Source organism: Rhizobium sp. ERR 1071 (assembly GCF_007828675.1).
Taxonomy (GTDB): Bacteria; Pseudomonadota; Alphaproteobacteria; order Rhizobiales; family Rhizobiaceae; genus Rhizobium; species Rhizobium dioscoreae.
The window spans coordinates 75,449-88,193 of record NZ_VITM01000005.1; the positions used below are offsets into that span (position 1 = coordinate 75,449).

Genomic DNA, 12,745 nt, shown 5'->3' on the forward strand with positions numbered 1-12,745 from the left:
GGTCGAACGTCACTTCCAGCTCGTATAGTCCGAGGCTGTACAGCCAAAGGGCGCGCGTTGATCACCGAAGCGCTCCTTTAGCTGATCGCAGCCCCAGCGGTTGAGTGGCGCCGGCATCATATTGTTGAGATCCATGGCGGGCGAGGTGAACTGCGAACTGGCACTGGTCACATACCAGACCCAGTAACCGAAAATGCCGGCGACGAAGAGAAGTATGACCAGGAAAACCCTGGCAAGCCGCGCCATGACGGACGGCCCATTCTTCCCTTGAGCCACGAGCTGCGGCGGATGACCGCCAAGTTCCGATGTCAGGGGCGCGAGAATGCCGGTACGTTCCTCCGCCGGCATGTCGATCCGCTCCAGTCGGCTGTCCAAAAGTACTGGGAGAGCCGCATTTCCATGCCAGACGGCGAGCGCCACCGCCTTGCCGTTCTTTGCACCGACGACCAGGGGTTCCTGTCCTGGCTCGAGGCTCGTATGGGCCACGCGCCCGGTTTTTCTGCCGGCGATCTTGTCGGTATAGGTCACCGTCAGCCGCTTGCCTCGCCGCTGGAAGGCTGTGATTTCCACCGGGACCGGCTCGAGCTGAGCAGCCCGGCGCAATTGCCCACGAACACGCCAGACACGCAGGATCTGGAAGATCATGGCGATGCAGGCGCCCCCAAGAAGGGCGACGAACACGGCTAGCGTTATGATCCGGTTCCACAGCATATCCAGCCCGAGGCTGAGGGTCGCCAGGTCCGGATGGTCACCGGAGATGACCAGGTCCGTGTCATAGTCACCGACATGGATATCGACGAACATGATCTCCACATCCTTGTCATAGGCCTGGCCATCGTAGACGTAGTTGAGATGCGCCTCGCAGGTTGTGAAGAAGCCCTTCCGGGTCGAGCATTTCCCATCGCGGATATCGCCGTTGGCGAGCTTGACGGGATTTTGGCTGATCGTCCAATCCCTCAATATGCCCGGCACTTCGGAAACAGCCATGAAAACCGTCAGACCGATCAGGATCGGCAGGGAGAAATAGACGGCTTTCGGCATTGAAATAAGGTTCTGGCCAAGCCTCAGGGCTCTCTCTGGAAGTTTGATTGTCGGGAATGTCATTGTCTGCCTGAAACTCCGATTGATTGTGTGGGCATCCGCAAAGCAGGAAGCGAAGCAGAGGCCTCGCAAAATTCCGGAAGTCCCACTTTGCGCCCACAGCTGCGGCGCGAAGAAATAGACACTCTACCCAATGACTCAATACCCGGTTGTAGGCCATTCGACGAATTCATGGTGATGCTAGAGTAAACCCGTCTGTGTGTGACCTTTTTGTACCGCAACCTTGACCGGTACGGACGAGTCCGTCGGGAGCGCATCGCGATCTCTCAGATTCGTTTCTCGCCCTTAAGACTTCTGATCTCGCGCGTGTCGGTGTCACAAAAACGCTGCGCATTTTTGCGCGTCATGATTTAGCTTCCGCATCCATATGGATTTTCCAGACCGAAGAAGGATATCAATATGACCAATGCCGCCTGGCATGCAGAGCCGCTAAGTTGGGGTCACGGACCTCGTATATTCGAGGTTTTCCTGGAACCGACCTGCCCATTCTCGGTCAGGGCCTTCAACAAGCTCGATGCCTTGCTGGAGCAGGCGGGCGAGGACAGGATCACCATCAGGATCCGCCTGCAATCGCAGCCCTGGCATATGTATTCGGGTGTTCTGGTGCGCTGCATCCTCGCCGCGTCGACACTTGGCGGCGGCAGGGAAACCGCAAGGAAGGTGATGGCCGCGATCGGGGCGCACCGCGAGGAGTTTGAATTCGCCCATCACGCGGGCGGGCCGAATATGGATGTGACGCCGAATGAACTGATCGAGCGGCTGGAGCGCTACAGCGGTATCAAGTTGAAGGAGGCTTTCGCCATCCCGGATCTTGATCGGGAGATCAAGTGGCACTGCAAATATGCCCGGCAGAACGGCATTCACGTTTCCCCGACCTTCATGATCGACGGACTGGTGCAGACCGACATGAGCAGCGGCGATGACGTCGAAGCCTGGGTGAAGAGAATCTCCGCCTCGTGAAAGCCAGAGGACAAGGCGCCGATGTTTCCTCCATGGGCCCTCGCTCCAGAGGGCCCTTAGTCTTCGACGTTCGGCAGCAGGATCGTCAAAAGTCCGATCAGCGGCAGGAAGGCGCAAAGCTCGAATACGAACTCGATGCTGGTGTGGTCGGCAAGCACGCCAAGCGCGGCAGCGCCGATGCCGCCCATGCCGAAGGCGAAGCCGAAGAACAGGCCGGACACCATGCCGACACGACCCGGTAGCAATTCCTGCGCGTAGACGACGATCGCGGAAAAGGCCGACGCAATGACCGTGCCGATGATTGCGCTGAGAATGATCGTCGTTTCGAGATTGGCATGGGGCAGAACGACGGTGAAGGGCAGGATGCCGAGGATCGAACCCCATATGACCTTCTTGCGGCCGATGCGGTCGCCCACGGGGCCGCCGACCATCGTGCCGACGGCGACCGCGGCGAAGAACACGAACTGGCAGAGCTGAGCCGTCCGTTCCGTCACGCCGAACCGTGCCATGAGATAGAAATTGTAGTAGCTGGTGAAACTCGCCAGATAGAAATACTTCGAGAAGATCAGCGCGATCAGGACGGCAATGGCAAGACCGACGCGGGTGCGCGACAGGCTCAGCGCCTTATGGGGCTTGCCAGATTTCGCCGGCGCGCGCAGATGGCTGCCATTCAGCTGATACCAGCGGCCGAGGCCAGCGAGAATAAGAATGCCGGCAAAAGCCAGGCTCGCAAGCGCCGCCATTCCATGCTGGCCACGCGGAAGGATGAAGAAGGCTGCGAGCAGCGGCCCGAGTGAGGTGCCGAAATTGCCGCCGACCTGGAACAGGGACTGGGCGAAGCCATGCTTTCCCCCTGATGCCAGGCGGGCGAGGCGGGAGGCTTCCGGATGGAAGATCGAGGAGCCGAAACCGAGCAGTATCGCGCCCATGAGTAGCGCTGGGTAATTGGGCGCCATGCCGAGCGTGATCATGCCGGCGCAGCTGCAGATCATGCCGAATGGCAATGAATAGGGCTGGGGCCGTCCATCCGTGTACCAGCCGACGAAGGGTTGCAGGATCGAGGCCGTGATCTGGTAGACGAATGTCAGCACGCCGAGCTGGGCGAAGCTCAGGTCAAAGCCAGTCTTGAGCACCGGATAGCTTGCCGGCAGCAATGCCTGGGTGACGTCGTTGATGAAGTGGCCAAGGCTCGCCACCATAATAACCGGATATATCGTCGTAGCCGCGCGGGGCGGATTCATCACCTGGCTCATGATCGTCACTTTTCAATGTGTCGTCGCGCTGATATTAGAAAACAAAATTGCCCGCTACCGCGACAGGGCGTAATTCTTACGAGACTGGGCCAGAATGGTCAGGAACAGCCGCATAGACCCATTCATCGATGTCGACCGGCCACTCATCGCCCTCGGCAATGAGTATGGCGACGGCCACCGCGTCGAACCGCACCAGCATCGCCGCGCCCAACTGCTCTACGGTTTTTCCGGCGTCGTGGTGGTGACCACGCCTGACGGCACGCTCGTCATGCCGCCGGAGCGCGGGATGTGGATCCCTCCGGGCGTGATCCATAGCGTTCGCATGCTCGGAAAGGTCAGCATGCGCAGTCTCTACATTGAGCCGGAAGCGATCAAGACGATGCCGGATCACTGTCAGGTGGTCGAAATCTCGCCCCTGCTGCGCACGCTCATCGCCGAAGCCGTCGATATTCCGGTCGATTACGACGTCAATGATCGGGCCGGCGCCCTGATGGCATTGCTTCTGCACGAACTGGCAAGGTTGAGGCCGTTGCCCTTATCCCTGCCGATCCCGCGCAACAGGACGCTGGCTCAGAAATGCCAGGATTTCCTCAGGCGGCCGGCAACGCATGATACGATCGATCTATGGGCCAGCCACATGCGCATGAGCCGCCGCGCGTTTACCCGCATGTTTCGCCTGGAGACGGGGCTGAGCTTCGTCAAATGGCGCGAGCAGGCCTGTCTGCATGCCGCGCTTCCGCGGCTTGTCGCCGGCGTGCCGGTGACGACGATCGCGATTGACCTTGGCTATAAGAACCCGGCCGCCTTTACGACCATGTTCAAGCGCGCCTTCGGTTGTTCGCCACGCGAAATGGCGCGCCAGCACGCTGGAAGCGGCTCCGCCGTTGCGAGTCCCCAGCCATGACCATCATGTCGCGTCGAGATAGGGCTTCAATGGCATGTCGTCGTGCCTAGGCACCGTCTGCCGTTCAATCATGTGGTGGATGACGGGCGGGCGGTCGCCGCGATGCAATCTGTCCAGGCGTTCGGCGACCTCGACATCGGCATGCGTCTGGCGCTGGCTGTGGCGAACATAATCGATCCAGGTCGGCAGATGGTAGCTTTCCGTCCAGGTGTTCGGCTTTTCCAGATCGCGCAACAGCGACCATTGCTTTGCCCCGTCGCGGATTCTCATCCGGCGACGCTGGGCCATGACGGCTAGAAATTCCGCCACATCCTCCTGATCGATGTCGTAGTCCACCATGACCAGGATGGGGCCGCTTCTGGAACGCAGGTCGAGCTGCAATTGTGGTTCGCTGAAGGTGTTCGTCGGATCGAGATTAAGCGATTCGAAATCCGGCTGGCGCAGCAGCAGGCCAAGCAGCCCGCCTATTGCCAGGCCGACGCTTGCGATGAAAAGCGCGCCCGTGACGCCGTGGGCGTCGGCCAGTGCACCCCACAGCCAGCTTCCGACCGCCATACCGCCAAAGGTCGCGGTCTGATAGAGCGACAGAGCGCGGCCGACCACCCAGCGTGGCGTGGAAAGCTGAACCGTGACATTGAAGAGCGAGAAGGCCTGCACCCAGGCGACGCCGGCCGGCATGAGAATAAGGCAGCTCAGCCATACCTGATTGCTTAGCGCAAGCAGGAAACAGCTCACCGCCAATGTGAAGAAGGCGCTGCGGATCACCCATTCATTGCTCAGGATATCGCGGATGCGGCCGATCAGCATCGCGCCGCAGATGGCGCCAAAGCCGAAGAAGCCGAGCATGATGCCGTAGGTGATCGCCGTGCCGTGGACATGGTCGCGCGCCACGAGGGGCAGGAGCGCCAGGATGACGATCGCCGTCAAGCCGAAGACGAAACTGCGGCACATGACCTTGAGAAGGTTCGGCGACATCAGCACATAGCGAAAGCCCGCCGACATCGCACTGCCGAACGGCTCGCGTGGCAGCGTATTGCGAGCGGGCGCGGTCTTCCACCGCCACAGGGTGATGATGAGCGCGAAGTAACAGAAGACATTGAAGAGGAACGCGAAGGCCGCACCGGCGGCCGCGACGATGACGCCGCCGATCGCCGGCCCGATACTGCGCATGAGGTTGTAGCTCATGCTGTTCAGCGCGACCGCACCCGGAAGGTGCTCGCGTGGCACGACATCGCCCATCGAGGCCTGCCATGACGGATTGTGGAGCGCGCCGCCGCAGCCGATCAGGAAGGTGAAGCAGAGCAAAAGCCATGGGGTCAATGCATTGCTGTAGGACAGGATCGCCAGCGTCGCCGAGACCGAGAGCATCAGCGTCTGCGCAATTAGCATGATCCGCCTGCGGTCGTAATTGTCAGCCAGCGCTCCGGCCGCAAGCGAGAAGATCATGACGGGCAGGGTGGTGGAGGACTGAACGAGCGCCACCATGCCATGTGATGTCGCGAGGCTGGTCATCAGCCACGCGGCACCGACGCCTTCGACCAATCCGCCGAGATTGGAGATGAGCGTTGCTGACCAGAGAGAGCGGAAAGTCTTCGACTGGAACGCGACGAGCGGAGAGGGTCTATTGGGCATGTCGGCTTTTCTTCGCAGGATTATCTTGCCCGGCGGCGCAGTGAGCTCGCTCAAAGCGTAGGCGCAGCCGAGTCGAAATCGAGCCTATAGTGATTTGCTAATTTCCGAAACGATTTTGGAATAATATTCTCGCCAATAAAGGCGGAATTCAGCAATCGCATGAATGAAGTCTCGGACGGCAAAGCTGCGAAGAACGGTTTTCACTCGAGCAACGTGACAATTCGATCGGGGTCATCCTATCCGCCTTCCAATCCAATTGGGTAGCTCACCTAAATTTGCGGTAGATGCTAATATTCTAATTGCCGGCCTGAATGCCACCCTCGGGCCGGACAGTGCAGCGTCCGACGACTGCCCCCATCCTTTGTCGTCGGACGCACCCCTCAATATTGGCATCAGCTTTGAACGGCAGGTCGCTTTCCCCGAGAACTTGTCATCCACTCATTAGGTCAGTGCCGTGCAGTCGGGTATGGGCTAATACTGCCCGTCCGTGGAATCAGCGTCTGCGGTCTTCTCAGGACTTTTGTCTCTGCCAGATTTGGGGCTTCGACCATTTGAGGTTCCGCCGGTATTGCTGTTCTTCCGGTCGACCATGGCGCGGAATTCGGCTTCCGGGACAGGCGGGCTGAAGTAATAACCCTGACTCTCCGAGCAACCGGCCTTGATGACCATGTCGAGTTGGGTCTGCGTCTCGACGCCCTCCGCGGTGGTCAGCATCTTGAGATTACGACCGAGCGTAGCGATGGACTGGACGATGGCAAAGCTGTCGGGCCGGTTTTCCAGATCGCGCACGAAACTGCGATCGATTTTCAATTTATCGAAGGGGAAGCGCTGCAGATAGTTCAGCGAAGAATAGCCGGTGCCGAAATCATCAAGCGCGATGGTCAAGCCGAGCGAACGCAGCCGGTTCAGTACCTCGATGTTCGCCGCATTGTCCCGCAAGAGCACCGACTCGGTGATTTCCAGCTCCAGCCGCCGTGCATCGAATTCCGTGAATTCCAGCACACTCTTGACCATATCGACCAAATCCGTCTGACGGAACTGAACCGGAGAGAGGTTGACCGAAACGCGCACGTCCTCGGGCCAGTTCAGGGCATCCTCGCATGCCCGTTGCAGCACCCATTTGCCGAGCGTATCGATGAAGCCGGTTTCCTCCGCCAGCGGGATGAATTCGGCCGGCGGGATCAGCCCGCGCTCGGGATGGCGCCAGCGCACCAGTGCTTCGCTGGCGACGATCTTGCGGGTCTTATGCGAAATCTGCGGCTGATAATGAATCTCGAATTGCCCAAGCTTGATGCCATGACGCATATCCGCCTCCAGATTGCGCCGGTTCTGGAGATCCTCCTCCATCTGCGGGGAGAAGATACGGTAGACTCCCTTACCATCGGCCTTGGCCTGGTATAGCGCCAGGTCGGCGTTCTTCATCAGTTGACCGGTATCACCGCCAGCGCGCGGTGCGACCGCGATGCCGATGCAGGTGCTGACAACGATCTCGTTGCCATCGACACGATAAGGCCGGCTGATGCTGGCAATGAGGCGTTCCGACAGATCGCGGGCGCTGTCGAGGGTGGAGTCCAGGCACCGATGCAGCACGGCGAATTCGTCACCGCCCAATCTCGCCACGATGTCATGTTGTGACGCGGTGTTGCGCAGCCGCCTGGCGACCTTGCGCAGCAACACGTCGCCCACCGGGTGGCCCAGCGTGTCGTTGACTTCCTTGAAGCGGTCGAGATCGAGATAGAGTATGGTGAATAACTGGCCGCCGGCCGCCAATGCACGCAGTGCGTGGCTGACGCTTTCCCAGAACAGCAGCCGATTGGGCATATCAGTGAGTGCGTCGTGATGGGCCATGTGCACCACACGATCCTGCGCGCGATGACGCTCGCTGACATCCTCGAAAGTGCAGACCCAACCGCCTTCAGCCGTCGGCTCGTGCGATACGGCCAGCACCATGCCATTCGCGAGATGATGGATATGGTCGCTGAGCACCGCGATGTCATTCCGGACACGCGCCTTATCGCCAGCAACGCCGGGCGGCCCGCTGGTGGATAGTCCAGGAGGCAGTAATTCGGGCGCGATGAGGTCAGCCAAGGGGGTGCCGATCTTCGCCCGGACTTCGTCCAGACCGAACAGGGCCAGGAACCGGGGATTGTGCACGATGACGCGATATTGGTCGTCAAGCAGACAGAGACCGAGCGACATGGCTTCCATTGCCGCATCGAACCGTGCATTCTGGATTGCCAGGGTCTGCTCCTTGGCCTGCAGGATCTTCTGCGCCCGGCCCAGAAGACCATTGTGAATGAGCAGCAGCAGAATCAGCAGACAACCGCCGATGAGCATGCCGACGGTCACCCATGTCAGGGCCAGTTGCAGCGCGAGGAGGCCACGCCGGTCTTCGGCAATGCGCGCCGAATACCACATGTTGCTGTCGCTGGAGAGCCGCGCCAGCTTCGGATAGATCGGCTCCAGGATCGCAAGGATCCGCGCCGGTGTGCCAGGCACAGAAAGCTGGCTAAGCAGTGGGCGGGTCTGGTTGAGCGCCTCTTCGAGGTCGTCGAGGGTCTCGCCGATATGAGGGTTGGATTGTACGAACTTCTCGACCCCGTTGGATCGCAGGGTCTTAAGGCGATTGACGACGATATCGAAGCGCAGCCTGACTTCGTGTGCATCGACCTGGCCATCGTTCATGCCCATGGCACTGACGCGCTGTTCGAGCCTGGTGAACTCACTCGGAGCTTGGGCTATCGTCCAGGTGATGTTGCCCAGGCCGACATCTTGCAGGGCGGTCTGGCGCTGGAAAACCAAGGCGGAAATATAGATCGCCGAGGTGATGAAACCCAGGATCACAATGATCAGCGCTGTGCGGAGATAGCGCATGCGGCCCCGGGGCTATTTCACGGAGATTGCCTTGACCTGCCAGACGGCACGACCGTGATAGGGCTGTCCCTGCAGGATGGGGTTGCTGTCGAATGGATACATAACAAAGAACGGGCCCTGATCGTCGATAGGCATATATGCGCCATTGCGCTTGACGGCAAGGATCGTGCCGAACTTGGTAAAATCGCTGGTCGGGATATCGACGCTATAATCATTGAGGGCGATGACGGTGGCCGTCGCACCTTGGGCCTTGGCCTTTTCAAGCAACAGCGCCATTGGCACGCCTTCGAAGTTGACGACACCTTCGTTCCAGGGCGTCGAAGTCTTGATCGACACGAGGCCCATCGCCTCAAGCTGATTGCGATCGAAGGTCACCGAGCCCGAGGAACCGGTAATCGTCACCGACGGCACGTCCTGCGCCAGGGCGGGCGCGACGAACAAAGCAAGGACTGCAAAAATAACTGAGGCGAGAAGACGCATTGAGGGTCCGATGCTTTCGGGGTATGGGCCTTGCCCGTTCTATCTCCAGCCTGCACAACTGGCTGTTAAAGATCGGTTAAGTTCCACAGGGCGATGGAAACAAACTTAACAGCTCAAGATTTAGCGTAGCATTTGTCCGAACTCGCTGATCTATTTTCAGCTCGGTAAGATCCGGGTTACGTGCTACTGATCTGCACTTTTGCTATGAAGTCGACGGATGCCGATATGGATTTTCTCGGCAGCTTCGGCGGCTTTAAGGACGTTGCGATTTCATCTCCCCATCAATCATCCCCAAGACGTGCGGTGACCACACCAAAAAGTGACTGGCGCGACAGCACTTCTCCTTGCTACTCCTCGATAGTGAGCAAGTGCAACAAATTCATGATAGATACGGTCCCCGGCTTGCCCGCAACGGTTGGCGTTGCCAGCAAGAAAAATAGTTCAGCTTTTTGTTGAACTCATACGCTTTCCAACTGCGCCGCTCAATACAGAATGCGTCACGCCACCGGCTGCATAACTCCGAGTCGCTCGATTGGCGGGCGGCGATGATCTATTGCAGCAGGATCGCGCGGAAGTCGTTGACGTTCGTGCCAGTCGGGCCGCTCACAAAGAGGTCGTCGATAGCGGCGAAGGCCGACCAGCTGTCGTTGCGCTGAAGGAAGTCGGCCGCATCCCTCTTTCGATCGGCAAGCCGGGCAACGGTGGTGCCATCGGCGAAGGCGCCGGCATTGTCCTCCGAGCCGTCGATGCCGTCCGTGTCGGCGGCGAGCGCTGAGATGCCCTTCTGGCCGGAAATGGCGCAGGCGAAGGACAGGAGGAACTCGCTGTTGCGGCCACCTTTGCCCTTGCCCTTGATCGTTACTGTGGTTTCCCCGCCAGACAGAAGAAGCATGGGGTCTTGCGACGCCATACCTCGCTGCAGGATCTTGGCGACGATCGCCGCATGTTGGCGACCGACCTCCGATGCCTCGCCCTCGATAGCATCGGACAACACGATGGTCTCGACGCCGGCCTTGCGGGCGACATCGGCGGCCGCATCCAGCGCGATGGCCGCCGAAGCAACGAGCTTCACCTCGTTGCGAGCGAAACGAGGGTCGGAGGGTAGGGGCGGTTCATCGCTATTATCTGCGAGATGACGCATCACCGCGTCGGGCAAGTCGAAACCGTAATGTTCTATGATCGCAAGTGCATCTGCGCGGATCGTCTCGTCGGCGATGGTCGGGCCGGAGGCGACCAGGGCTGGGTTGTCGCCTGGGATATCGGAAACGACGAGGGAGATGACCCTTGCCGGATGGGCAAGGGCCGCCAGCCTCCCTCCCTTGATGCGCGAGACCTGCTTGCGAACGGCATTCATGGCGCCGATCGGTGCGCCGGAGGCAAGCAGGGCCCGATTGACGGCGATCTCGTCGGCAAGCGTGAGATCGCCTGCCGGCGCGGGCAACAGTGCCGAGCCGCCTCCGCAGATCAGGGCGACGACCAGATCGTCTTCCGTAAGACCATTTACCGCTGCCATCAACCGATCTGATGCATGCAGACCGCTTTCGTCCGGCACGGGATGCGCGGCCTCGAGAACCTCGATGCGCTCACACGGCACGGCATAGCCATAACGCGTGACGACGACACCGGAGAGCGGTGCGTCCCAAAGACGCTCGAAGGCACGCGCCATCTGCGCCGCCCCCTTGCCGGCACCGACCACCACCGTCCGGCCCTTCGGCTTTTCAGGCAGATGGGGAACCAGTGCCTTATCCGGATCGGCGGCTGCGACCGCCGCATAGAACAGCTTTTCCAGAAAGGCGCGGGGATCGGCGATATCAGGCATCGGATTTCTCACACGTTACGCGACGGGATGGTTCGCCATGCGCTCCAGCGCCTTGACGAGACCGGAATGGTCGAGCCCGCTATCGCCATTGGCGACGCATTGGTTGAAAAGCTCCTGCGTCGCCGCGGTGTTCGGCAGTGAGACGCCGAGCGCCTTGGCACCCTGCAGGGCGAGGTTCAAATCCTTCTGATGCAGCGAGATGCGGAATCCGGGTTCGAAAGTGCGCTTGATCATGCGCTCGCCATGCACTTCGAGGATGCGCGAGGAGGCAAAACCGCCCATCAGGGCCGAGCGCACGCGAGCCGGATCGGCGCCGGCCTTGGAGGCGAAGACAAGCGCCTCGGACACGGCCTCGATCGTCAATGCGACGATGATCTGGTTGGCGACCTTGGTAACCTGGCCATCGCCGCAATCGCCAACGAGGGTGATGTTCTTGCCCATCAGTTGGAAGAGGGGCAGCGCCCGCTCGAAACTGGCTTCGGAACCGCCGGCCATGATGGAAAGCGAGGCGTTCTTGGCGCCGACTTCGCCGCCGGAGACGGGCGCGTCGATATATTCGGCGCCGGTCTCGCGAATCTTTCTGGCGAATTCCTTGGTCTCGATCGGCGAGATCGAGCTCATGTCGATGACGAGCTTTCCCTTGGACAGTCCGTAGGCAACGCCGTTCTCGCCGAAGAGCACGTCCTTCACTTCAGGTGTATCCGGCAGCATCAGGATGATTGTGTCGACGGTTTCGGCAAGCTCCTTCGGCGTTTCGACGAATTGCAGACCGTTGTCGAGCAGCTCCTGGCGCGGCGGAATGGCAAACTTTGATGTGACGACGATGTGGCCGGCATTTTGCAGATGACGCGCCATGGGAGTACCCATGATGCCGAGGCCGATAAATCCGATATGTGCCATGCTGTTTAGCTCCTGATATTGAGAATGGCTGCGCTTTCGGCGTGGCGGCCTGCTGCGGCAAACCAGCCGAGCCCCGCCGCGGTCGTGCTGCGCGGCTTGTATTCGCAGCCGATCCAGCCGTCATAGCCGAGCGCATCAAGCGCTTCGAAGACAAAGGGGTAGGCGATCTCGCCGGTGCCCGGCTCATTGCGACCCGGATTGTCGGCGAGCTGCACATGGGCAATCCGTGCCTGATGCTTCCTAAAGGTGCCGATCAATTCGCCCTCGGTGCGCTGCTGATGATAGAGGTCGTACTGAATGAACAGGTTGTCGCTGCCGACCTCGGCGATGATCGAGGCTGCCTGGTCCGGCGCGTTGAGATAGAAGCCGGGAATGTCGAACCGGTTGATCGGCTCAACCAGTAGCCGGATCCCGTGCTTGCCGAGCTCTTCCGCCGCATATTTGAGGTTGACGATGAAGGTAGTCCGCAGCACCTCATCGGGCACACCGGCTGGTGTAATGCCAGAGAGGCAATTGATCTGGCTGCAGCCGAGCGTCGTCGCGTAGTCGATAGCGGAAGCAACGCCGCGGCGGAACTCGTCGATACGATCGGGCAGGATCGCGATCCCCCGCTCGCCGCCGGCCCAGTTGCCGGCGGGCAGATTGTGCAGCACCTGCGCCAAGCCATGACGATCGAGTTCGGCGCGCAGCGCTTCCTTGGCAAAATCGTAAGGAAAGAGATATTCGACGCCCTCGAAGCCCGCCTTGGCGGCCAGCGCGAAACGATCCAGAAACGGTGCCTCGGTGAAGAGCATGGTGAGATTGGCCGCGAATTTCGGCATT

The 12,745-nt window shown here is 60.1% G+C and carries 11 protein-coding genes; 3 read left to right on the forward strand and 8 right to left on the reverse strand.

Annotated elements, in window-relative coordinates; translation table 11 throughout:
• Positions 1-9 precede the first annotated feature (9 nt).
• Entirely contained in the window at positions 10-1,104 is a 1,095-nt protein-coding gene (locus tag FBZ99_RS18680) for a hypothetical protein (protein ID WP_145634225.1), read from the reverse strand.
• Between the two features lie 396 nt (positions 1,105-1,500).
• On the opposite strand from FBZ99_RS18680, the gene FBZ99_RS18685 reads away from it, so the two are divergent.
• Positions 1,501-2,061, forward strand: a complete 561-nt coding sequence (locus FBZ99_RS18685) for a DsbA family protein (protein ID WP_113353401.1) — start codon at positions 1,501-1,503, stop codon at positions 2,059-2,061.
• Positions 2,062-2,117: 56 nt separating this feature from the next.
• Here the strand turns inward: FBZ99_RS18685 and FBZ99_RS18690 are convergent, their stop codons facing one another.
• A complete protein-coding gene (locus tag FBZ99_RS18690) occupies positions 2,118-3,314 on the reverse strand; it encodes an MFS transporter (RefSeq protein WP_145634226.1) in 1,197 nt (398 codons plus the stop codon).
• A gap of 94 nt (positions 3,315-3,408) precedes the next feature.
• Here FBZ99_RS18690 and FBZ99_RS18695 point away from each other — a divergent pair, with 94 nt between their 5' ends.
• Positions 3,409-4,218 (forward strand): AraC family transcriptional regulator, encoded by an 810-nt coding sequence (locus FBZ99_RS18695; RefSeq protein ID WP_112721621.1) that lies wholly within the window; start codon positions 3,409-3,411, stop codon positions 4,216-4,218.
• 3 nt (positions 4,219-4,221) lie between these two features.
• On the opposite strand, the gene FBZ99_RS18700 is transcribed toward FBZ99_RS18695, so the two are convergent.
• The 3 genes from FBZ99_RS18700 to FBZ99_RS18710 form a co-directional block, all read right to left on the reverse strand.
• On the reverse strand, positions 4,222-5,850 hold the full coding sequence (locus FBZ99_RS18700; RefSeq protein WP_113353399.1) for an MFS transporter: 1,629 nt from the start codon (positions 5,848-5,850) through the stop codon (positions 4,222-4,224).
• 471 nt (positions 5,851-6,321) lie between these two features.
• On the reverse strand, positions 6,322-8,724 hold the full coding sequence (locus tag FBZ99_RS18705) for a putative bifunctional diguanylate cyclase/phosphodiesterase (RefSeq protein WP_145634228.1): 2,403 nt from the start codon (positions 8,722-8,724) through the stop codon (positions 6,322-6,324).
• A gap of 12 nt (positions 8,725-8,736) precedes the next feature.
• Positions 8,737-9,204 (reverse strand): molybdopterin-dependent oxidoreductase, encoded by a 468-nt coding sequence (locus FBZ99_RS18710; protein WP_113353397.1) that lies wholly within the window; start codon positions 9,202-9,204, stop codon positions 8,737-8,739.
• Positions 9,205-9,429: 225 nt separating this feature from the next.
• Between FBZ99_RS18710 and FBZ99_RS18715 the strand changes: the two genes are divergently transcribed.
• Positions 9,430-9,660, forward strand: a complete 231-nt coding sequence (locus FBZ99_RS18715; RefSeq protein WP_145321261.1) for a hypothetical protein — start codon at positions 9,430-9,432, stop codon at positions 9,658-9,660.
• A gap of 94 nt (positions 9,661-9,754) precedes the next feature.
• On the opposite strand, the gene FBZ99_RS18720 is transcribed toward FBZ99_RS18715, so the two are convergent.
• Genes FBZ99_RS18720 through hyi form a run of 3 tightly spaced genes read right to left on the reverse strand, consistent with a single transcriptional unit; the run spans position 9,755 to position 12,744 of the window.
• A complete protein-coding gene (locus tag FBZ99_RS18720; RefSeq protein ID WP_145634230.1) occupies positions 9,755-11,023 on the reverse strand; it encodes a glycerate kinase type-2 family protein in 1,269 nt (422 codons plus the stop codon).
• Positions 11,024-11,038: 15 nt separating this feature from the next.
• A complete protein-coding gene (glxR, locus tag FBZ99_RS18725) occupies positions 11,039-11,923 on the reverse strand; it encodes a 2-hydroxy-3-oxopropionate reductase (RefSeq protein WP_145321263.1) in 885 nt (294 codons plus the stop codon).
• Positions 11,924-11,928: 5 nt separating this feature from the next.
• Positions 11,929-12,744, reverse strand: coding sequence for a hydroxypyruvate isomerase (gene hyi / locus FBZ99_RS18730; RefSeq protein ID WP_145634231.1), 816 nt, complete (start codon positions 12,742-12,744; stop codon positions 11,929-11,931).
• Position 12,745: the final 1 nt, after the last annotated feature.